20 protein-coding genes are annotated in these 21641 nt (G+C 66.6%); 13 read left to right on the top strand and 7 right to left on the bottom strand.

Annotation, left to right across the window (positions count from 1 at the left end):
* Positions 1 to 168 precede the first annotated feature (168 nt).
* Positions 169 to 2097: a PAS domain-containing sensor histidine kinase gene (locus Q0L11_RS03715; protein ID WP_296595503.1), complete on the top strand. Its 1929-nt coding sequence runs from the start codon at positions 169 to 171 to the stop codon at positions 2095 to 2097.
* Positions 2098 to 2850: 753 nt separating this feature from the next.
* Here Q0L11_RS03715 and Q0L11_RS03720 read toward each other — a convergent pair.
* On the bottom strand, positions 2851 to 4614 hold the full coding sequence (locus Q0L11_RS03720) for a PAS domain-containing protein (RefSeq protein ID WP_296595504.1): 1764 nt from the start codon (positions 4612 to 4614) through the stop codon (positions 2851 to 2853).
* A gap of 714 nt (positions 4615 to 5328) precedes the next feature.
* On the opposite strand from Q0L11_RS03720, the gene Q0L11_RS03725 reads away from it, so the two are divergent.
* From Q0L11_RS03725 to Q0L11_RS03735, 3 genes are all read left to right on the top strand, one after another.
* Positions 5329 to 5679: a hypothetical protein gene (locus tag Q0L11_RS03725; RefSeq protein WP_296595505.1), complete on the top strand. Its 351-nt coding sequence runs from the start codon at positions 5329 to 5331 to the stop codon at positions 5677 to 5679.
* A gap of 682 nt (positions 5680 to 6361) precedes the next feature.
* Positions 6362 to 6646 carry a hypothetical protein gene (locus Q0L11_RS03730; RefSeq protein ID WP_296595506.1) on the top strand — a complete coding sequence of 95 codons (285 nt, stop codon included), beginning with the start codon at positions 6362 to 6364 and terminating at the stop codon, positions 6644 to 6646.
* A 322-nt stretch (positions 6647 to 6968) separates the two neighbouring features.
* Positions 6969 to 9902 carry a DEAD/DEAH box helicase family protein gene (locus Q0L11_RS03735; protein ID WP_296595507.1) on the top strand — a complete coding sequence of 978 codons (2934 nt, stop codon included), beginning with the start codon at positions 6969 to 6971 and terminating at the stop codon, positions 9900 to 9902.
* 155 nt (positions 9903 to 10057) lie between these two features.
* Here Q0L11_RS03735 and Q0L11_RS03740 read toward each other — a convergent pair whose 3' ends face one another.
* Entirely contained in the window at positions 10058 to 10360 is a 303-nt protein-coding gene (locus Q0L11_RS03740; protein WP_296595508.1) for a DUF736 family protein, read from the bottom strand.
* A gap of 584 nt (positions 10361 to 10944) precedes the next feature.
* Here Q0L11_RS03740 and Q0L11_RS03745 point away from each other — a divergent pair.
* The 5 genes from Q0L11_RS03745 (at position 10945) to Q0L11_RS03765 (ending at position 15634) form a co-directional block, all read left to right on the top strand.
* Positions 10945 to 11256 (top strand): DUF736 domain-containing protein, encoded by a 312-nt coding sequence (locus Q0L11_RS03745; protein WP_296595509.1) that lies wholly within the window; start codon positions 10945 to 10947, stop codon positions 11254 to 11256.
* Positions 11257 to 11449: 193 nt separating this feature from the next.
* The gene (locus tag Q0L11_RS03750; RefSeq protein WP_296595510.1) at positions 11450 to 11914 is read left to right on the top strand and encodes a hypothetical protein; all 465 of its coding nucleotides are present in this window, start codon (positions 11450 to 11452) and stop codon (positions 11912 to 11914) included.
* Positions 11911 to 15105 (top strand): error-prone DNA polymerase, encoded by a 3195-nt coding sequence (locus tag Q0L11_RS03755; protein WP_296595511.1) that lies wholly within the window; start codon positions 11911 to 11913, stop codon positions 15103 to 15105. Before Q0L11_RS03750 ends, Q0L11_RS03755 begins: the two co-directional genes overlap by 4 nt.
* A 9-nt stretch (positions 15106 to 15114) precedes the next feature.
* Entirely contained in the window at positions 15115 to 15318 is a 204-nt protein-coding gene (locus Q0L11_RS03760; RefSeq protein ID WP_296595512.1) for a hypothetical protein, read from the top strand.
* Positions 15319 to 15328: 10 nt separating this feature from the next.
* Positions 15329 to 15634: a hypothetical protein gene (locus Q0L11_RS03765; RefSeq protein ID WP_296595513.1), complete on the top strand. Its 306-nt coding sequence runs from the start codon at positions 15329 to 15331 to the stop codon at positions 15632 to 15634.
* Between the two features lie 10 nt (positions 15635 to 15644).
* On the opposite strand, the gene Q0L11_RS03770 is transcribed toward Q0L11_RS03765, so the two are convergent.
* Together Q0L11_RS03770 and Q0L11_RS03775 are read right to left on the bottom strand one after the other, a co-directional pair.
* Positions 15645 to 15800: a hypothetical protein gene (locus Q0L11_RS03770; protein WP_296595514.1), complete on the bottom strand. Its 156-nt coding sequence runs from the start codon at positions 15798 to 15800 to the stop codon at positions 15645 to 15647.
* Positions 15801 to 15843: 43 nt separating this feature from the next.
* Positions 15844 to 16578 carry an SOS response-associated peptidase gene (locus Q0L11_RS03775; RefSeq protein ID WP_296595515.1) on the bottom strand — a complete coding sequence of 245 codons (735 nt, stop codon included), beginning with the start codon at positions 16576 to 16578 and terminating at the stop codon, positions 15844 to 15846.
* 241 nt (positions 16579 to 16819) lie between these two features.
* Between Q0L11_RS03775 and mobC the strand changes: the two genes are divergently transcribed.
* Together mobC and Q0L11_RS03785 are read left to right on the top strand one after the other, a co-directional pair.
* Positions 16820 to 17344, top strand: a complete 525-nt coding sequence (gene mobC, locus Q0L11_RS03780; RefSeq protein ID WP_296595516.1) for a plasmid mobilization relaxosome protein MobC — start codon at positions 16820 to 16822, stop codon at positions 17342 to 17344.
* Positions 17341 to 18369 (top strand): relaxase/mobilization nuclease domain-containing protein, encoded by a 1029-nt coding sequence (locus tag Q0L11_RS03785; RefSeq protein ID WP_296595517.1) that lies wholly within the window; start codon positions 17341 to 17343, stop codon positions 18367 to 18369. The genes mobC and Q0L11_RS03785 overlap by 4 nt, the downstream gene beginning before the upstream one ends.
* A gap of 76 nt (positions 18370 to 18445) precedes the next feature.
* Here Q0L11_RS03785 and Q0L11_RS03790 read toward each other — a convergent pair whose 3' ends face one another.
* The gene (locus Q0L11_RS03790; RefSeq protein WP_296595518.1) at positions 18446 to 18952 is read right to left on the bottom strand and encodes a hypothetical protein; all 507 of its coding nucleotides are present in this window, start codon (positions 18950 to 18952) and stop codon (positions 18446 to 18448) included.
* Positions 18949 to 19617 (bottom strand): hypothetical protein, encoded by a 669-nt coding sequence (locus Q0L11_RS03795; RefSeq protein ID WP_296595519.1) that lies wholly within the window; start codon positions 19615 to 19617, stop codon positions 18949 to 18951. Before Q0L11_RS03795 ends, Q0L11_RS03790 begins: the two co-directional genes overlap by 4 nt.
* A 134-nt stretch (positions 19618 to 19751) precedes the next feature.
* Between Q0L11_RS03795 and Q0L11_RS03800 the strand changes: the two genes are divergently transcribed.
* Positions 19752 to 20378: a tyrosine-type recombinase/integrase gene (locus Q0L11_RS03800; protein WP_296595520.1), complete on the top strand. Its 627-nt coding sequence runs from the start codon at positions 19752 to 19754 to the stop codon at positions 20376 to 20378.
* A gap of 112 nt (positions 20379 to 20490) precedes the next feature.
* Positions 20491 to 21054, top strand: coding sequence for a hypothetical protein (locus Q0L11_RS03805; protein ID WP_296595521.1), 564 nt, complete (start codon positions 20491 to 20493; stop codon positions 21052 to 21054).
* Positions 21055 to 21153: 99 nt separating this feature from the next.
* Here Q0L11_RS03805 and Q0L11_RS03810 read toward each other — a convergent pair whose 3' ends face one another.
* The gene (locus tag Q0L11_RS03810) at positions 21154 to 21486 is read right to left on the bottom strand and encodes a hypothetical protein (RefSeq protein WP_296595522.1); all 333 of its coding nucleotides are present in this window, start codon (positions 21484 to 21486) and stop codon (positions 21154 to 21156) included.
* Positions 21487 to 21641: the final 155 nt, after the last annotated feature.

The raw sequence follows: 21641 nt of genomic DNA on the forward strand, positions 1-21641 counted from the left end.
GCCCTGTCAGTGGCTCGACGTAACGGCGCGACGTTGTCGCGCGCCATTCCCAACATCGTCGCCACCTGAGGGCGTTGCTGCTCGACCACCGCACTCGACAGAGGTTGCGTCCGGGGTGGCAACGCGGCAGGTTGCCGCACCAATCGCTCTCGGTCGGTTGAATACAGCGTGCAGCCCACAGAGTCAGAAGTATACGCCAACATCGTCGAAAGTTCGAGCGAGGCAATTACGGCCTTGGACCTCGAATTTCGCATACTGGCGATCAATAAAGCCAACGTGGACGCCTTCGAGCGTGCTTTCGGAAGGCGTCCACGCGTTGGGGACAACTTCCTATCGCTGTTCGCTGAGACCCCTCAACATGCGGCTCAGCAGCGTGAAATTTGGATGCGTGCGTTGAACGGCGAGGCCTACATCGTTGTTCAGCAGTTCGGCGACCATCGCCTGGAGCGTCGCTACTACGAGGTCCGCTTCAGCCCGCTCTTCAACAAGGACGGCGAGCGGATCGGGGCCTCGAGCACCTCTTACGATGTGACGGAACGCGTCCACGCGGAGCAGCAGTTGGCCGAGACGCGGGAGCAGTTCCGGGTGCTCGTCCAGGGCGTGAGCGACTATGCCCTCTACATGCTCGACAGCAACGGTCACGTCACAAGCTGGAACGCTGGGGCCGAACGGATCAAAGGCTACCGCGCCGACGAAATCATCGGCCAGCACTTCTCCCGCTTCTATACCGCGGAGGAACAGGCCGCCGGCGTGCCGGCCACCGGGCTGGAAACCGCCCGCCGAGATGGTCGCTGGGAGATCGAAGGGTGGCGCCTGCGCAAGGACGGGACCCGCTTCTGGGCTCATGTGATCGTCGATGCGATCCACGACGAGGCCGGTGAGTTCGTGGGATTTGCGAAAATCACCCGTGATGTCACCGAGCGGATGGAGTCCGAGCGCCAGCTTGAGGAGGCCCGACAGGCGCTCTTCCAGTCGCAGAAGATGGAAGCCGTCGGCCAGCTCACGGGCGGCGTGGCGCATGACTTCAACAACCTGCTGACGGTCATCATTGGGGGCCTGGACCGGATCGCGCGCAGCAAGCCGAGCGCCCAGGCGAGCCGCGCCCTGGACATGGCTCGGACGGCGGCCGAGCGAGCCGCGGGGCTCACGGCGCGGCTCCTGGCGTTCTCGCGCAAGCAGGCGCTTCAACCCACGCCGCTCGACCTGAATGTGGTCGTCCGCGACATGACCGAACTCCTCCACCGGACGCTCGGGGAGGATGTGGAGCTCGAGGGCGTGCTCTCGCCGCGCCTATGGCGCGTGGAGCTGGACAGGAATCAACTCGAGAGCGCCGTCCTGAACCTCGCCGTCAACGCGCGCGACGCCATGCCGGACGGCGGAAAGCTCACCTTGGAGACCGCGAACACCTACCTCGACGCCAACTACGCGACGAAGGACGTCGAGGTGGTTCCCGGCCAGTATGTGATGATCTCGGTCGCGGACACCGGCACGGGCATCCCCGGCGATCTCCTCCAGAAGGTCTTCGAGCCGTTCTTCACGACCAAGGAGCCTGGGCGGGGGACGGGCCTCGGACTCAGCATGGTCTACGGCTTCGTAAAACAATCCGGAGGCCACGCCATGGTCTACAGCGAGGAAGGCCAGGGCACCTGCGTGAAACTGTACTTCCCTCGCTACTATGGGGAGGCGCCGGTCGCCGAGAGGGCCCAGACCGCAGCCAGCCCCGTGGCAAGGGGCGGCGAGGTGGTCCTCGTGGTCGAAGACAATCCGGACGTCCGCACCTACAGCGTGACGAGCCTCCGTGAGCTTGGCTACGAGGTCGTGGAATCGTTCGAAGCCGAGGCGGCGCTGCGACTTCTCGCCGGTGAGCGACGGATCGATCTGTTGTTCACCGATGTCGTGCTTCCCGGCAAGACCGGTCGTCAGCTGGCCGACGAGGCTCGGAACATGCGGCCCGGACTGAAGGTGCTCTTCACGACCGGCTACTCCCGCAACGCCATCGTCCATCAGGGCCGCCTGGATCCGGGCGTCGAACTTTTGCCAAAGCCCTTCACCTTCGAACAGCTCGCGGCACGGGTCCGCGCCGTCATAGACGCGTGACACCGCCAGAGCCGCGCGGCCCCAATCTCCGGCCTGGGGCCTCGCGCGGGTTCGCCCCTTCTTGAGAGCTGTGCCGCAGACATATACTGCCGACCAGCGGGTTGGAGGGCACGTCGTGAAAGCGATTTCGATCGTCCCCACCGAGGGCGGCTGGATGCTTCGCAGCGACGCGATCGGGAACGAGCTCTTCTTCAGGAGTGGGGGTTCCGCTGAGAGCGCCGCGATACGCCTCGCTCAAGGGCTTGCCGACGCCGGCGAAGGCGCACAGGTCGAAATCTACCTTCGCGATGGGACGCTTGCGCGCCGATTTGCCGTTCCTGCGCTTCGGTTGGTCGCGAAGCCCCCTCAGCCAACTTCGCGGTCAGATTAAGCTCGGTGGCTGCCCGGCGCCCGTTGCGGAGCTTCAGCTCGAACCGGAAGCGGACCTTCGTCTGAACTCGGGAGGTAGTGCGCCGTATCGACGGACGCTCGCCCGTCCAGGAGCCGATCAGTCGAGGCCCGAACCCAGCTCTCGATGAGCTTTGGCGCTTAACTCCCTCGCCGCTTCGAGCAGGCTGGCGCGGCGGCTGGGGACGGACTCCTCGGCAGCGGCCAGAGCCCTGTCTTGCGCCAAAGCCAGATATCTCTCCGCGCGCGCCCCAGCATCGAGGCCGCCCACCTGGGGGATGAGACCTGACTGCGATGAATGGGACATGCCGGCCTCCGGATCATCAACTTGACAGCGCCACCTTGGTTCCGGTGCGCGAAACGCGTTCAAGGCTGCGGCAACAAGAGTTCGCAGGCCACGCCCTCCGCTCGCCAATCAACGCACACTTGGCCCGCTGCGGGCCCGTCCAGCGCCCGTTCAATGACGCTGGTCCCGAAGCCTCGGCGCGTCGGCGCCGACACAGGCGGCCCTCCCGTCTCCGTCCAGCGGATTCGGGCGCCTGCCGGCTCCACGGTCCAAACCACGGTCACCTCTCCGCGCTCGCAGGACAGCGCGCCGTACTTGGCGGCGTTGGTGGCGAGTTCATGCAACACCATCGCGACGGCCTGGGCGTTGGCCGGGCTCAGCAGAAGCTCAGGGCCCTCGATCCGCACGCGCGGCGTGGACTCGCCGAGGCTGAAGGGCGCAAGTTCTTCGCTCGCCAGGCGCCGCAGGTCCGCGCCGGCCCAACGCGACTCCGCGAGCAACTGATGCGTCCGCGCGAGCGCGTGCACGCGTCCCCGCAGAACGTCCCGCAGCTCCTGTTCATCCGCGCCACGGCTGAGGGCGATGATGCTCTCCACCACCGTCATCAGGTTGTTGGCGCGGTGGTCGACCTCACGAGCGAGGAACCGCACCCGTTCTTCGCTCAGCTTCTTGTCGGTGACGTCCATCGCAATCCCGACGACGCCGGCGGCCTCGCCAGCTTCATCCACGAGGGCTTCGGCCCGTGTGTTGAACCAGCGGACTTCCCCGTCGGCGCGACGATACCGGTACTCGACCTCGAAATGGCGCTCGCCGCGATCCCTCGCCGCCGCTGCGGCCTCGGCGATGCGGTCGAGTTCGCCGGGTAGATAGTTGGGCGTCAGGTCCTCCATCGTGGGGCGCGCATCAGGCGCCAGGCCGATCAGCCGGTTCAGATCGGGACTGGGTTCGATCACGCCGTCCGGGGTGATGCGCCATGCCGCCATCCGGCCCGCGCGCAGCGCGATCTGCAGCTGGTGCTCGGACTCACGGATCTCGTCGTTGGCAAGCTTGCGAGCCGTCACGTCGATCAGGGTCCCGACATAGCGGGTCGCCTCCGGCCGTCCTTCCAGCCCTGTCTCGAACACGGCCTCGCCGACGGCCGCGACCCAGCGCACTTCCTTGTCCGGCCGAACGATACGGTATTCATAGGGCGAGCGGTCGCGGACGGCGGGATCGAGCGCCCGCGCGGCCTGCGCGGACGTCCGTGGGAAATCCTCCGGATGGGTGGCGGCCACGACCATGTCATAGGTCACGACGCCTTCAGGGTCGAAGCCGCAGATCGCCCGGGCCTGCGGCGAATAGATCATCTTGTTGCTGTCTAGCCGCCACTCCCACACACCTACGCCGGCCACCTCCGTCGCGAGCCGCAGCCGAGCCTCGTTCTCCCGGAGTTCCGCCTCGGTCTGGCGGACGCGCATCTCGGCCTGGGTCTGGCGGCTGATGTCCGTGTTCGTCCCAAACCAGCGCCAGACGCGGCCCGCCCCGTCGCGAATGGGCACCACACGCGTGAGGAACGGCCGGAACGCCCCGTCTCGCCCCTTCAGCGGGAAGACCATCTCGTCCGGTTCCTCGGCCGCGCGCGCGGCCGCCCACCGGCGGCGGACCTCCGGCAAGGCCGTGGGATCGTGGATGACGGCAAGTCCCTCCCGGTCCAGGTCTTCTGGATCCTTCCCGACGTAGGCCAGCCAGGCGTCGTTCACCCAGATGATCCGGCCGGTGGCGTCCGAGATCCAGCAGGGCGTCGGGAGGTGCTGCGCCACCTGTCGGAACGGCAGGTCGCCGTCCGGCCGCTCCCCAGGATCCATCCGTTCGCTCCCCACGCGATCTCTGTCGCTCCATCGTCAACGTGCACAGTCAAGGTCCGTTGCAACGCTCGACGCGGCTAAGCGAGGAGGCGCGCTCCGCGGCCAACTCGGTCAGTGGGTAACGACAGCCCAGCGCCAGGAGCGGACTTTGGGATCAGATCCGAGAGCGGACATTCACCCCACCACGCTCGCCGCGGGCCCGCGCCCTGCTGGAACGCGCGCGAGCTTAGCGGCCAGCCACGTCAAAACTCGTCCCAGCCCTCGTCGGCCTGCCGGAGAGCAGGCGCGGCGGCCGCGACAGCGCGCCGGGCGCGTCGGCGATCATCACATTCGTGCGAAGACAGCTGAGCGCCGCCAGCTTGGCGACGGACTGTGAGCGGTTCGGCAGCTGGAGCAATGGTGTGTTCCCGCGCAGTCGTCTGCCGTTGTCAGCTCGGCGCCGAGAGGAGACATCCGGATCAATACGGGAAGCGGACCTACCTCTCGACGTGCCGAATGAAAGGGCGCAGCTTGCTGTCGACCCTTGTCCCGATCCGCCAGAGTTCTGCTGGCTCGGTGGGCCTTCTCCCGAGGCGACGTGATTGTCGGCGAGATCAAGCGCGCGCTCGACGGGCACGACCGGCGACAGATGCATTGCGCCGGCGGCCCGCCACCGACTAAAGTTTCGCCTCGCCGGAGGGGGTGGCAATGCAAACTAGAGTGATCCTGTGTGCCGTGAGCACGTTCGCGGTCGCGACTGCAGCTTCAGCAGACACCTACACCTGCAAGCCCAGCGAAGCCTACAGGCTCTCTGACAGTATGAATAAGATTCCGGTCGAGCCCGCGATGGGCATCAGCTTCGACACCTTCAAACTCACGGGAACCGTTGGCGGGAAGCCGCGCAAGTTCGAGTTCACTGGGGATAAGAGAAATACTGGCCTGGGCTTTCAGCTTCGCGCTGGCGAAGTAGCGGTAGCCTACACAGATCGACTGCAGACTGGGGAGACGCAATACGCTTACACCGCGACTTGGACGACCCCGCATATCCTGCTGATCACTAAAGGGAAGTGTCTGAAGGCTGGTTAAGTCAGTGGGGGACTGGCTATGACGAGTAAGTTCGTCCGATGCGTCGTCGCGGCTGTCACCTCGGCCACGCTGAGCGCGTGCGACCGACCCGTGACTAAGGCAGAAAGCGCTGACCGTCCGAAAGCGAGCTATGCCAGCGCTGTGCGCTGCCTCTGGCTCGCCGATGAGGTTACCTACCAAGCGAGCCAGCCGCTCATAGACCAAGCCAAACGGGTAAAGATCAGTGCTGCGGCAGTCGCCTATCAAATGGCTGACGGCGCAGGCAGAGCGCCAAGCTCTATCGCTGAAGATCTCACGGCGATGACGGCAGCGGAATCCGCGAGGCGCCCGCCCTCGCCAATTGAGTGCGACGCATACACGTTCGGAGGTCCGCCAGCGGAGCCAACACAGGCGTGCCAGGAAGCGAGCGCGAAGAGGCAGCCGGAGTGGGACGCAATCTTTGCTGCGGAGAAGGCGGAGTTTGCCGCCAACTGCTCCGGCTTCCTAAAATAGCGCTTGTTCAACGCGACAATACTGACAAGCACTTCGCCCTCGCGCCAGCAGCGGAAGTTGTGGCCAGGTCCAGAAGTGGACATTCCCTCCCCCGCGCAATCTGTCGCACCCTGTTCTTCGAACTTCGCTATTGAAGCTGAGCCTTGAGCTCACCAGCTCCGCCGTGCCCGCAACAGCAACTGAAAGCACGATGAGCCGCACGATCCCTGAAATCCGTTCTCGCCTCCATGAACTCGCGATCGAGCACGGACTTCCGGAACTGGCGCAACTCGCCGAAGAAACCAAGCGTCAGTATCATGGGCGCCGCGCGTCGCCTCGGGCTCGTCCAGTCGACATGGCGATCGCGGCTCGCGTCCAACGGTTCGCCCGCCTGCACCCAAACATGCCGCAGCGGGAGATCGGCCGCCGCTTCGGCATCGACGGCGGGCGCGTGTCGGAAATTCTGTTTGGCAAGCGGGGTGAGCCGGAGACCTAGGGCCGCTGGGCGCCAGTTGCGAACATTGGGCCACCCGCCGAAAGCCGACGTCGAGCACCTTGCCGGGCTGTTCCGCTACCGAACCCAGGTCAGACATTGGGTGGGCCGCTCTAGCGCGATAGGCTTGGAGGACCGGCCCCTGCCATTTGGCGAACGCAGAGGCTTCGCGTGAAACGGCCGCAGCGAAGCGAGGCTCGCGGGAGGCGCGTGCAGCACGCCAGGTGGAGCACGTCGGCCCGCGACCTGGGGTTGCGCAATGCCCCCTAGAAACCTTTTCGTAGAGGTGCTGAAATTCTCTCGCTTCAATGGGGGGAGGCGTCGAATGCCCGAGTTCTTCCGGGACCATAGTGGTGCGCTCGCGCTGCAAGCACTTACAGCGCCCAACACTGGCTTTAGGCCAGGACAGCTTGGCGCCCTCCATGCTGTTGTTTCGCACTTCTCGGTCTACGACGAGCCCGCTGTCGTTTCCCTTCCAACTGGCTACGGCAAGACGGCTGTTATCATGGCGTTGCCCTTCATCCTGGGCGCACGTCGCCTACTCGTTGTGGAGCCCACGGACGTTCTGCGCAGGCAGACTGCAGCCCACTTTGGTGCCCTTTCGACCCTTAAGAAGCTGCACGTCTTGAAGGAGGGACTAGATGCCCCGGCCGTGCAGGGCCAGAAGGGGCGACCTGCCACCGACGAAGAATGGCGTGCACTGGAGGCATTTGATGTGGTTGTCTCCACGCCTGCCAGCACCTCCCCCGTCAACGAACCGAAAAGCGGCCCAGACTTGTTCGACCTCATCGTTTTCGATGAGGCGCATCATGCCCCCGCTGACACTTGGAAAGCCTATATCGAGCATTACCCCCATGCTCGGTTCGTGTTCCTGACAGCCACGCCGTTTCGCCGCGACAAAAAGGCGATCCCGGGTCGTCTCGCCTACACCTACCCAGTTTCAAGAGCCTCCCGCGAGCAAGCTTTCGGGAAAGTGAGCTTTCGTCCAGCAGTTGTCCGAAATGACCAGGATGAGGACGAAATTGACCGCGCGATCGCTGCCGCAGCAATTGCGCAACTCCGAGCAGACCGTGAGGCGGGGCTGGATCATCGTCTCTTCGCACGGGCGTCTTCGATCACAGCCGCAAGGGCCCTCGTTGATGTCTACACGGCGCTTGGGGCCCAGGTGGCCGCGATCGACAGCAGTGTTTCGAAGCGCCGACAGGATCAGGTCGAAGAGGCTTTGCTCGGTGGTCAGCTCGACGGTGTCGTCTGTGTTGATATGTTCGGCGAGGGCTACGATTTCCCGAAACTAAAGGTTGCCGCACTTCACGCGCCGCACCGTTCGTTGGTGCCGACGCTCCAGTTCATCGGGCGCTTTGCTAGAACGAACGGCGAAAACACCGGCGATGCCACCTTGATCGCTCCTGTTAGTCGCCTGCGTGACGCGACCTCGAGATTGTTTCAAGAAGGGGTCGATATTGCGCAGCTCATCGACGACGCCGCTCAACGGCAGATCGCTGACGGCGCTGTTGATCGCGCGATCCTCGATATTCTGAAGACTAAGGTTCAGGCGGAATCCGATTACGACGCTGTCTCGCCGCTATCACTCGAACTCTACGCCCACGCACGCATCTTCGAGTGCGATGCAGAGCCGGATTTCAATAAATTTGGCGCGATTGTTGGTCGGAAACTGAAGCTCGCGAAGCAGTGGATTTCCGATGACGGTCTGATCACGCTGCTTCTCACCGTCGATCACGAACCACCGAATTGGGCGACGTCCGATGTCCTCGTTAACGTCCGGCACGACGCCTTCCTGCTAGCTTACAATGCCGCGACCCGCCTGTGCTTCATCGGATCAACGCGACGCACGGATCGCCTCTATGTGGAGCTAATCCAGACCGTCGCTCCGGATCACCACCGACCGATCAGCTATGAGGCCACCCAACGGGCGCGCGCCGGCCTCTCGGACATGCGTTTCTACGCTGTTGGTCTCCGCAATACGGCGATCAACTCGCAGGGCGAGTCCTATCGCATGCTGACCGGACCTCACGCTGAGCGTGCTGTCACGCCGGGAGATGGGCGGGCGTATATGCAAGGTCACTACTTCGGCAGCGGTGTCGAAGAAGGTTCTGACCGGCGCGTGACCATAGGCGCGAGCGGCAACTCGCGCATCTGGAGCAATCAGCGCCTTACCGTCTCCGAATACCTCGACTGGATCACGAAGCTAAACGGTCGGATTAATGGCGACGACACGATTTCGGCCTCGCAGCTCGACTTGGTGCAGCATTCACGAACGCTGCGCCGTCTGCCCGCCCTCATCATAGGAGGAAGTTGGCATAAGACCGCGTACCGACAAGCGCCCCGGGTTCGGTTCCGGCGCGGTGGTGGCAACTGGACCTATGTTCAGATTACCGACCTTGAGCTGGCCGGTTTCGCGGTGAATGGGCAAGAGCTTTCGTTCGACATCGTTTCTGAGCAACAGGCCCTGCCCTTCGCATTCTCAATCGCAGGCGGCCAGCTCTTCAGACTTCGCGATCCGATTTGGGAAGTCGAGGTGTCGAGCTCGCTGGACGACTGGATGGAACTAGCGGCGTGGCTGTCACTGCACGCGCCGATCTTCTACGCGGCGGATAAGTCAGCGTTCGAAGGGATGAACGCGTTTCCCGCCCCCGCGCTCGTTGCTACCAGGCTCGAGGATGGCGACGTCGTACCGTTCGACTGGACCGGCTGCGATATCGGTCGAGAGTTCGACTATGCCGACCCTGAGCGGAAGACTGTGCATCGCCATCTAGAAGATCAGCTTCAACTTGAAGATGGGATCGAAGTGCTCCTGTATGACCATCGCACGGGCGAAGCTGCGGACTTCATCGCACTAAAGCGAGAAGCAGACGATCGCTATCGCGTATCGCTCTACCACTGCAAAGGCGCGGGCGGTGCACCCAGCGGGACGCGGGTAGACGACGTCTACGAAGTGACCTGCCAACTTTTGAAGTCCGTCGTCTACTGCGACGCCAACACGCTCTGCGCTCACATCGAGCATCGTATCAACCCCGGCCGCCATAACAGGCCGTCGCGCTTCATCGTCGGCGATATGGATCAGGCGCGCGCCATCCTGTTGAACACGCCGGCCGACAAGCTGCTGTTCGATATTTACGGCGTTCAGCCTGGGATTTCCAAAGGTGCAGTCGATGGCCATCTCACCGACCTCATGGCGTTCAGCCTCGATTACGTGAAACGAGGCGGCGCAGCTGTCGGCAAGTGGTTGGTTAGCGAATAGGCGTGATGCCGGGACCCAGATGCAATCAGCGGCGCTCTAACACCCAAAGATTAGTCGAAATTGTCTGCATGCCGTTCGCCGCTGAACGGACATCCCGAACGTCTGCCAAGAGTCATCTGCGGCCCCGTCGAGACGGGGCCGCAGGTCGGGTAGGGCTAGGGCCGGCGGGACCAGCGGAGTTGGTGCGCGCCGTTGGCTTCGACGAGGAGGGCATTGAGCGGCGCGGGGAGGCTCGGCTCGTCGATGCGGACGGAGAGGCAGGGCGGCTTTCCCGGGCGCGTGACGGTCCAGGCGGCGCCGATGTCGGTGGGGCCGGCGAGGACGCGGTGGTCGGGCGCCTTGTCGCCAGTGCGCTCGATGGGCCGGATCGTGACCGCCTTCACGTTGAGGGTCAGCGTCCGGATGGCGCCGTGGAAGCTGCCGTCCTCGGCCTGGCTGAAAGTTCCGATCGTGGTCATGGGATGGCTCCTCTCGTGGGGCCGCGCCAGCCGCGGCTCCGATGGCGGTCTCGGGGCCGGGAGGTGAGGACGCCGGGCAGCCGCAGGCCCTGAGCGTCAGCGGTGGACGGCGGAGCCGTTGCCGGGCGGCCGGTCCCGGCCGAGCTTGAGCCGATGGAGGTGCGCGGGCGTGGCGCGCGGGAGGGGCGTCCCTGGCCGTTCGAGGGGTGGCTCCGCGAGGGCGGCGGGTCGGGCGGTCGTGCTCATGGCGCGGGCACGGGCCCCTTGACGTCGTGGTGGGTCTGGATCGGGCGGGGCAGGGGCGTCGCCGGTGGGCGCGAGGTCGCTGGGGCGGTCCTGGGTGTGCGGCCGGCCTGCGCGGCCTCTCGGGGCTGGACAGGGTCAAGGTCCGATCCCGTCGCAACGGCGGCGCCGGCTTTCTTCCCCTGGGCTGCGCCCATTCCTCGCGAGGCAAGAAAGCCGGCGCGCTCGCCGTCCTCCGCTGCGCTGCGGGCCTGTCGGCTGCGGCGGGCCCTGATGACCTCGACTCCTAGTCGCCATCGAGGCCGCGGCAGGCGCGGTCCGACCAGAACAGGAGACTTCCCATGGCGACCATCGGCACCTTCACCAAGGGCGGCGACGGCTCCTACAGCGGCTCGATCAAGACCCTCAGCCTCAACGTCAAGCAGGCCCAGCTGCGGCCCGTCGACAAGGAGAGCGACAACGCCCCCGACTACCGGATCTTCGCCGGCGGCACCGAGTTCGGGGCGGCGTGGAAGAAGACCTCGCGCGAGAACCGCGACTACCTCTCGGTGAAGCTCGACGATCCCAGCTTCCCGGCGCCGATCTACGCGAACCTGGTGGACGCGGAGGAGGGCTACAGCCTGGTCTGGTCCCGCAGCCGGACCGTCAACTGAGGCCCGCGGCGATGGCTCCCCAAGCCGGAGCCATCGCCGGACTCCCCGGTTCGGCGAGCCGGGAACCGCCAGATAGGACTCGCCATTTCGTCGATGTTCTGTTTTTGTTCGGTCCTATGGAACCTTGGCAGTCCCGCCCAGCGGCCTCGCGGCCGCCCGACGACGCACGCCTGGATCGCGCAGGTCCGCGCTGATGGTGCACCGGACCTACGCCGGCCTGGGCTCGCCCGACGCGGCCGCGCGCGACTTCGAGGCGTTGCGCCCCTATGTGCGCGCGCTCTGGGGCCTGCAGGCGGCGGTCGGCTATTTCACGCGCGACGGCAGCGCGCTCGACATCGCGCTGGACAGCCTGCAGACCGCCGCCTTCCACTTCACGCGGCGGCCGCACTTCTACGGCCCGAAGGCGCCGCTCGAAGACGCCTGCGACCTGCGCGACCGCGCGGTGGTCGCCGGTGCCTTCGAGGCGCTGCGACCGTACGCGTTGGCGCTGCGCCATCTGCAGTCGCGGTGCCGGCCGTTCGGGCGCGATTGGCAGGCGCTGAACGTCGCCCTGCAGGGCCTGGACACCACCGCCTTCCACTTCACCGGCATGGCCCACTTCTACGGCAGCCGGGGCGACAGCGCCGGGCCGACGCCGCCGCCGGAGGCGCGGCCGTGACCCGCTACGCCGAGCTGCAGGCCGCCTCGAACTTCTCGTTCCTGCGCGGGGCGTCGCATCCCGGCGAGCTGGTGATCGGCGCCGCGGCCCTCGGGCTGGAGGCCGTGGGCGTCTGCGACCGCAACACCCTGGCGGGCGTGGTGCGCGCCTGGTCGGAGGCGCGCAAGCTGCGGGAGGAGGGCGGTCAGAGGATCCGGGCGTTGACCGGCTGCCGCCTGGTCTTCGCGGACGCCACGCCCGAGCTGCTGGTCTATCCCACCGACCGCGAAGCCTACGGCCGGCTGACGCGCCTGCTGACCGTCGGCCAGCTGCGGTCCGAGAAGGGGGCCTGCCGACTGCTGTGGGAGGACTTCGTGGACGCCGCCGAGGGCCAGCTGGTCCTGGCCCTGCCGCCGGACCGGCTGGACGAGGTGTTCGCGGGTCAGCTCGCCCGGCTCGCCCGCGCCGTGCCGGACCTATGGCTGGCCGCCACCCGGCGCTACGGACCTCGCGATCTCAATCGTCTCAGCCGGCTCGCGCAACTGGGGCGCGACGTGCGCGTGCCGCTCGTGGCCACCAACGACGTGCTCTACCACGGGCCGGAGCGGCGACCGCTGCAGGACATCCTGACCTGCATCCGCGAGGGGCGGACGGTCCACGACGCGGGGCTGCGCCTGCAGGCCAACGCCGAGCGGCACCTGAAGACGCCGGACGAGATGGCGCGCCTGTTCGCGAACTTCCCGGGCCTCGTGGAGCGGTCGATGGAGGTGGCCGAGCGGATCGACTTCGACCTCGGCCAGCTGAAGTACGAGTACCCGGACGAGCCGGTGGCGCCGGGCAAGACCGCCATCGAGCACCTGCGGGACCTCGCGTGGGAAGGCGCCGCCTGGCGCTTCCCGAACGGTGTCCCCGACCACGTGCGGGCGACCATCGAGAAGGAGCTCGACTTGATCGAGCGGCTCGATTTCCCGAACTACTTCCTGACCGTCCACGACATCGTCCGTTGGGCGCGGTCGGAAGGCATCCTGTGTCAGGGCCGCGGGTCGGCCGCCAACTCGTGTGTCTGCTTCTGCCTCGGCGTCACCGCGGTGGATCCGACCAAGCCCGACCAGGACCTGCTGTTCTCGCGCTTCATCTCCGAGAGCCGCGGCGAGCCGCCCGACATCGACGTCGACTTCGAACATGAGCGGCGCGAGGAGGTGATGCAGTACATCTACCGGCGCTACGGCCGCGAGCGCGCCGCGATCGTGGCGACGGTGATCCACTACCGGCCGCGGATGGCGATCCGGGAAGTGGGCAAGGCGCTGGGCCTCACCGAGGACATCACCGCCGCGCTCGCGGGCACCGTCTGGGGCAGCTGGGGCGACGAGATCCCGGAGGGCCACATCCGCCAGGCCGGGCTCGATCCGACGGCTCCGGAGATCGTCCGGGCCACGACCTTGGCCCAGCAGCTGCTGGGCTTCCCCCGCCACTTGTCGCAGCATGTCGGTGGCTATGTGCTCACGAAGCGGCGGCTCGACGAGACGGTCCCGATCGGCAACGCGGCGATGCCGGACCGCACCTTCATCGAATGGGACAAGGACGACATCGACGCGCTCGGCCTGATGAAGGTCGACGTGCTCGCGCTGGGCATGCTGACCGCGCTGAAGGAATGCCTCGTCACGCTCGGCATGGCGGACATCGCCGAGATTCCGCAGGAGGAGCCCGGGGTCTACGACATGCTGTGCAAGGCCGACTCCATGGGCGTCTTCCAGGTGGAGAGCCGCGCCCAGATGTCGATGCTGCCGCGGATGAAGCCGCGTCGGTTCTACGACCTGGTCATCGAGGTGGCGATCGTGCGGCCGGGACCGATCCAGGGCGACATGGTGCATCCCTACCTGCGGCGGCGGGAAGGGACGGACCCGGTGGAATATCCGTCACCGCATCCGGACCACGGGCCGGCGAACGAGCTCGAGGCGATCCTGGGGAAGACGATGGGCGTGCCGCTGTTCCAGGAGCAGGCGATGCGCATCGCCATCGAGGCGGCGAAGTTCTCGGAGAACGACGCCGACGGATTGCGGCGTTCGATGGCGACCTTCCGCCACTACGGCAGCGTCGGCGTCTATGGAGCCCGGTTCGTGGAGGGGCTGACCAGGCGTGGGTATCCGGAAGAGTTCGCGCTGCGCTGCTTCCACCAGATCGAGGGGTTCGGGTCGTACGGCTTCCCGGAGAGCCACGCGATCAGCTTCGCGCTGCTCGTCTACGCCTCGGCCTGGGTGAAGTGGAAGCACCCGGACGTCTTCCTGATGTCGCTGCTCAACGCCCAGCCGATGGGCTTCTACCAGCCGTCACAGCTGGTGCGCGACGCGCGCGAGCACGGGGTCGAGGTTCGTCCGCCGGACGTGGCCTTCAGCGACTGGAACACCCTGCGCGAACCGGCCGACGATCCGCGCGTGCCCTACCGGCCGGTGCGGCTGGGCCTACGGCAGATCAACGGTTTCAAGAAGGCCGAGGCCGAGGCGCTGGCAGCGGCGCGGGCGGAGGGCCTGCCGATGACGCCGCTGGACCTGGCCCGCAGCGGCGGGGTGTCCCGCCGCGGCCTGGAGCTGCTCGCGGAGGCCGACGCCTTCCGCAGTCAGGGGCTCGACCGGCGCCAGGCGCTCTGGGCGGTGAAGGGCTTGGCCGGGGAGTGGGACGCCGACGCCAAGGCGCCGCTGCTGCTGCGCCAGCGGCAGAAGGAGGAGCAGGTGCAGCTGCCCTTCATGTCGGACAGCCAGCACGTGGCGGAGGACTACCGGACGACCAGCCTGTCCCTGAAGGGCCACCCTGTGGCGTTCTTCCGGGAGGCGCTCGCGTCCCGCCAGGTCGTGCCGTGCTCGGCGCTGAGCCACGCACGCGACCGCCGGCGGCTGAGCGTGGCCGGGCTCGTCACCGTGCGGCAGCGGCCGGGCACGGCCAAGGGCGTGGTCTTCATGACGCTCGAGGACGAGACCGGCATCGCCAACGTGGTGGTGTGGAGGGACACCTTCGAAAAACACCGGCGCACGGTGATGAGCGCGGCGTTCCTGATCGTGCAGGGCCAAGTCCAGCGGGCCGGCGACGTGATCCACCTGGTGGCGGCGGACTTCGTCGACCTCACCGGCCGGCTGTCGGAGCTGCGCGACGACCAGAAGGCGGTCGTCGCGCGCTCGCGGGTGGATGGCCGGCTGATCCGCAGCCGCGACTTCCACTAGGCGGCCGCCATGACCATGTTCCAGAACCTGCATCGCTCCCTCGACCAGGGTCAGACGCTGAAGATCCAATGCGAGGCTTGCGACCACCTGGCGACGCTGACGGCCGCCGACGCCAAGGCGCGCTGCGGCGCCGACGCCACGCCCATGGACATCCGCCGCCGGGCCCGGTGCCGCGGCTGCGGCGCGGAAGGGCGGGTGCGGGTGTGGATCTGAAGGGCGCGCCATGACCTCGACCCTCAAGCCCCCGCCGAAGGCCGCGCTGGAGCGTTTCCACGTCGGTCAGGTCGGCGACGACACCGTCGAGACCTACCTGGCGAAGGGGTGGTCGCTGGCGATCTGCTGCAAGGGCTGCGCGCGGCTGGTGGAGTGGACGCCGCCGCAGCTGCTCGAGCGCTTCGGCGATCGGCCGCGGCTGCGGATCGCCGCCCTGGTCGAACGCTTGGCCTGCGGCGGGGACGGGGGCTGCGGCAGCCGCGAGATCGCGGTCTTCCCGCACCTCTACGACGCACCCTGGACCTGGCCAGGGTGATCGTCGCCGTTCAGCCGCCGCAGTCGGTGTCGGCGACCGCCGGGGTCTCGCCCTGGGCGAGCGCCTCGCGATAGCAGGCCGCTTCCCGGGCCTTGCGCTCCCAGGCCAGCGCGAGCGCCAGGCACATCAGCGCGAGCAGCACGCAGGCGAGCGTCAGCGCCCGCAACGGCCAATGGGCCTGGCCGTGTGCATGGGCAGCGGCGGCGCGATCAGGCGGGGACGATTTCGTCTCCCTTCACCCCTTCGTTGACGACCTTCAGCGTCCCGTCCGGCAGAGGCCGCTGCAGGTGCTTGACCGCATCCCAGGAGGCGTCGCTCATCCAGAGGTCCCAGTCCGCCGGGTCGGTGAGGATCACCGGCATGGCCTTCGAATGATAGGCCGCGACCTCGGCGTTCGCATCGGTGGTCAGGAAGCCGTAGACCTCGCAGTCCTCCCAGCCGACGCTGATCTTTCGCACGCAGCTGTGGGGCGTCCAGACGCCGGCGAAGAAGGCGAGCGGGCGCGCGTCGCTGAGCGCGAACCAGATGTTGCGCAGCGAGCCGCCGACCTGGTCAGGTTCTGCGAAAGACGTCAGGGGGACGAGGCAACGGTGCGCCGGCTCGAGCCAGGCCTTCCAGTGCCGGCTGGACGTGTTGCGGACGTTGGTCACGCCCTTGTCGGGCTCCATCTTCAGCAGTTCGTTGAAGTCGATGGGCTTGCCCTTCGCCCGCAGCTTGTCGGCCCGGCGGGTGGCCGCCTCGTACAGCGCTTGGGACGAGGTCGGCATGCCCCAACGCAGGTTCCGCATCTCCCGGGCGCCGTCCGCGCCGTTGATGACCACGGGCGCCGAATAGTCGGGATAGATGCCCGTCTGCGGCGGCTGGTTGTTGTTGCGGTCGGTCATCGCGCGCGCCACGGCGGCGACTTCGGCGCGGGTGCGCATCATGGCGTAGAGGTTGCACATCGCTGTCGCCTAGCGCGCCCGCCGTTCGAAGGCCATGGCCGGAGCGAAGCACGGCGCTGCCGAAACCACCACCCCACCGCCGGTTGAATTGGCCCGGCTGGGGCGCGCCTGCGGCGCGGCGGGTGGCCGGCGCAGGGGCGTACCCTTGCGCCCTCGTGACGGCCGAGGGGAGGGGCCAATCTGCAAGGCGACGGTCTAGGGCAGGATAGCCTTGCCGGCAGCTTTGTAGACAGGAGCCCCTATGGCGCCGGTGCTCAGCACGCGCGTTTCCGACGAGCTGGCGAGCGGCTTCGACTCGGCGGCGCGCGCGGTGGGCGGGCGCTCGGCGCTGCTGCGGCGGCTCGTGGAAGGCGCCGCAGCAGCCGGCCCGGCTGTGGCGTCCAAGGCCTCGGGGCGGCGAGATGCCCTGCGGTTGATGGTGCGGCTCGCGGCGCCGGAGGCGCGCCACGTGACCGATCAGGCGGCGGGCCTGAGCCTGCCGCCGGCAACCTGGGTCGCGGCGCTGGTCCGGCGTCACGCGTCCGGCGCGCCGCGCTTTGCGCGGCCGGACGAGCTCGCGTTGATCGCCATCCACGGCGAGGTCCGGCGCATCGGCGTGAACGTCAACCAGATCGCCCGCGCCCTGAATACGGCGGTGATGGAGGGGCGCGTCCTCGACACGGAACTGGGCGCGATCGAGGACCTGCGGCGTGAGCTCTGCGCGCATATGGCGGGGCTTGGCGAGGCCTTCGCCGGCAACCTGGCGTATTGGGCGGCCGACCTGTGAGCGAGTTCCGGACGGTGCCGGGGTTCGAGGACGTCTGGCGGCCGCCCGTCCGCCCGCGGCGGCGCCGGCCGGAGGAGGTCCTGTCGGCATCTGGCCACGCGAGCGCGGTGCGGGCCCGTCTGCAGCGGATTGTCCGGCGCGCGACGGAGGTGATGGTGAAGGTCACCGGACGCACCCGCGATCCGGCTCACCTGGCGGCGCATCTCAGCTACGTTACCCGCAACGGAGAGCTGTCGGCTGAAGACCGCGACGGCTGCGCCATTGAGGGTCGACAACAGGTCGCCGACACGGCCCGGGATTGGTCGGCAGCGGCGCTGATGGACAGCCGCCGACGGGAGACCTCGCCGTTCAGCGTCAGCCTCATCCTGTCGATGCCGGCGGGTACGGATCCGCTGAAGCTGCGAGACGCGGCCCGCGCCTTTGCCCTCGAGACGTTCGCTGAGCGCCACGAGTACCTCTTGGCCCTACATATCGATACGCCGCACCCGCACGTGCATCTGACCGTCCGGGCCCTGGCGGATGATGGGACGCGGCTACATCCAAAGAAGGCCAACCTCGCGGGGTGGCGACAGGATTTCGCACGGGCGTTGCGCGATCGAGGCGTCGACGCCGAGGCGACTCCCAGGCGGGCCCGGGGCGTTACGCGCAAGGCCGAGCGCCCCGCGATCCGCCAGCTTCGGGAGCGGCATGAACAGGGGAGGGGGCGCATTGGTTGGGTTGCAAGCGAGAAGCTTCGGGATGCAGCTCAGTTGGCGTTTGCGGGGCAGGCGAGCGCCTCGGCATGGGATTGCCGCATTGCAGACGGCCAGATGCGGATCCGCCGTCTCTACCTCGCGCAGGCTAAGCTGCTTCAGTCGTCGCAGGATGCTGCCGATCGAGCGCTGGGCGCCGAGGTGGAGACGTTCGTCAGGAGCCTTCGGCCGCCGGATACGGAGCGGCTCGCGTTGGCGCGGGCGCTGCGAGAGGCAAACGAACGAGCGCGGTCAACGGGGGAACCAACTCGCCAGGCAAGGGACCGGTCGTGACTCTTAGGCGAAGTTCGGGAGGTCCGCTGTCGGACTAGTATCTGCTAGCTGGCGCCACAATCAGCGGCGGCTTGGATTACGACCCTCTATCCTTCTTCCGCTCTAACAGTGGCATCCGTTTCGGTCGCCGCGGCCGGCCTGGACGGACGACCTTCTTGTCGCGAATTCGATCCAATGGCTGCACCTTTGAGCCTGGATTGAAACTGCGGGGCAGGCGGAACTGTGTTCCGGGCGGGTGCTGTTCAATCAGCTCGATCATTCTGGTGAGCCAGCGAAGAACGAACGCCACCTGCCCGAGCCGCTTTAGTGGGCGCCAGAAGGAGGCGGGCACGGAAAAGAGCGTGATGCCAAGCTCCTCTGCCAGCGCCCGCTCTGCTGGCGTGAAGTCGTCGGCCGAGAAGGCGGCACGACGGTCTCTGGGCCGGCCCCGCTTCGCGAAGAGTTCCATCCATGTAGCGTCCGGCAGCCCCTGCTCGTTTAGCGGAACGGGCGCTTCAATAACGACGTGCTGCGGAATCCCGATCTTCGTCGCGAAGGCCGCGATGTGGTGAGACAGGTTTTCATCCAGACGGATGAAGATCACGCCGCGAGACGCCTCTCGAACTGGAGTGCCTGGCGAGCGGCGTCCACGGTCACGTCGAACCAGTCAGCAGCCTCCTGCAATCCCTCATCTTCCGCCGCCGCAGCAAGTGCGGCGGTCTCAACCACGCGCTTACCGGGCTCGAACACAACTGGACGGCCGAACGCGAGACGCGGGTCGACCCTCACCAGGGGCGCTTCGTTCGGATCAGGCAGGAAGTAGCGCGCTTTGCCAGCCTCGAAGACTACTCGCCCGACGAGGGCAGGCTTCATGAGGTCGTTGTGCGCGTAGACTTCGTTCGCCAAGTTCACGAGACGCCCGTCATCTGTGAGTTCGAGCAAGCGGAAGCCGTCTGTTACTAACTTGCGCTCGGACGCAAGCGGATGAAGGTGGCCAGTCGACCTCCTCAGTCCGTCCATGATTTCCCGAAGTCTCCCGGGATCGACGCCTTCTTCGAGGAAATGCGCGATCGCTCGAGCCTCCACCAAGGCATCGAAGGAGAGGATGAGGCTGCCGTTGATAGGCTCGTAGTCAGGGTGAATGAGCGGACGCTCGCCCCGAAGCCAAGCCCCTAGAGTTCTTGGTGGGATGCCAAGCAGGCGGCCGATGTCCTCGGTCGTGAACCCGCCGGCCACCCCGATCTCTCGCCAGTCGCGGAGCTTGTTCACTGATCGTCTCCAATCCTGCAACGGTACTACCACAAATCGCAGCGTCAGCATTGGACGCCCGGACGCCATCTTCGGACGCATGTGGTCACGCGCGGGCCGTTGAACTCGCGGGGGCTACTTCAAAGGAGGTGGTCATGAGCCAACCCGACCTGTTCCGAACACCCAAGAAGCCCTGGAACGCTGGACGCATCATCGGCCCGAAAGCGCCGCTGGAGCCCAAACACATTTGGTCGATCCGGCAGCAACTGAAGACGAGCGGGAGGTGCCGCGACCTGGCGATGTTCAATTGCGCGATCGACGCGAAGCTCCGCGCTTGCGACCTCGTGCGCCTCACCGTCAGCGACGTGGCGCCCGGCGGCGTCCTCCGCACGCGATCGACCGTGATCCAACAGAAGACGGGAAGGCCCGTTCCGTTCGAGATCACCGAGCCAACCCGCGAGGCGCTGGCGGCGTGGTTGGCCCTACGCGGGCGACGGCTGGACGATTGGCTGTTTCCGAGCCGCAGCCGCAGGGGTGACCACATCACAACGCGGCAGTACGCCCGTCTCGTAGATCGCTGGGTTCAGCTAGTTGACCTCGAACCCGGGGCTTACGGCACGCACAGCCTGCGCCGGACAAAGGTCGCGCTTGTGTACAAGAAGACCGGCAACCTCCGAGCCTGCCAGCTGCTGCTAGGCCACCGGAAGCTAGAGAGCACCGTCCGCTATCTCGGCATCGAGGTGGACGACGCCCTCGCGCTGTCCGAGCAGCTCGAAATCTAACGCCACCGGCAGGTCCGCCCAGCGGACCTGCCATCGTCCGCATGCTGGAGGGCGGAAGTTGCGCCGGTGGCGAGGTTTCGTAAGCTCTCAGCGGATCGCGGGAGACGCAGATTTGGATCTGGATCAAATCTCGATGCGTGAGTTTGTGACGGTCGCTGCAGGGGCCCCGCGGTTCCGCGCCAAACTGATGCCAACCATGACGCTGCGGTCGGAGCTTCATACCCAATTTTCACGAGAGGTTGGGACGCTCTTCCTTGCCGACGACGCCGACACATTCGTCCTGCACAACCGTTGGGTGGGAGGCGATGTTTGGAGTGAAGAGCTGGGCGACTACACGGACCCGATCTGGGAGACTGTGATCCTTCGGTCCAACGCGGCCACGTTTAAGGACGTCGCGGCGGGACCCGAGAGAACGGGTCGCCTGGAATGGTCCGGCGGCACCATCGCCTGGAACACTGCCGCCATCGAAATTCTGGCGGAAGGGCCGCAGCCGGTCGCCTTGGGAGTCGCGGGCGCGCTCGTCTACACGACGAGCAGCGGCGGTACTCCATACGAGTTCTTGGTTGAGCTGGACCTCCGGAGCGCCACGGAGCACTGGCAACTGAAGCGGTCCCTCATGGGGCCTTCCAGTTTTACGCTCGCCCGCATTCAGGCGACGATGCAAGGAGCGGCTTAGCGTGCGCCCAGCCACCTCAGTGAAGGTCCATCCTCCCGCACTGTCCTAACCTTGCATCTCGGCGTAGGTCGGACGCGGAAGTGTTGGGAAGGATTCACGCTATTCAGTGCTTTGGGGTGGCATGATGTTGCGCAGCCAATCGGCGATCGCGGGGTCGACCGGCTTGCCATCATCGGAATGGACCGTCCCGTCGGCATTGATGAAGACGCTGCCGTTGGGCCCGGGCGGTGGCATCCGCGGCTGAGGCAGGGCGCCGCCACACCAGGGACAATGAAAGATGACGGTGTGGCCGATGCTGTATGCGCTGAGATGCTCGACCCAGTCGATCAGTGGCGCATCGGGCATGGATGCCCGCGCTTCCTGAGCTTCCGCGGGAGTGATGACCCCGCGATCGAGAAGTGCGGACACCGTCTCGTCGGATGGGGTGCTCATGGCTTGCATCGTCGCGCAGCAGGTGTCCGCTGGCCGTGGCATGTTCGCACCCCCGACAATAATGGCAGAGCGACGCGAACCCACGCAGGCAGGCAAGTCAAGGACCGCAGAACTCGATCGCGGCCCTTGGCGTAAACCCCTGCCAACGTCGGCTT

Origin of the sequence: Phenylobacterium sp. (assembly GCF_024508875.1) — a bacterium.
Lineage (GTDB): Bacteria > Pseudomonadota > Alphaproteobacteria > Caulobacterales > Caulobacteraceae > Phenylobacterium.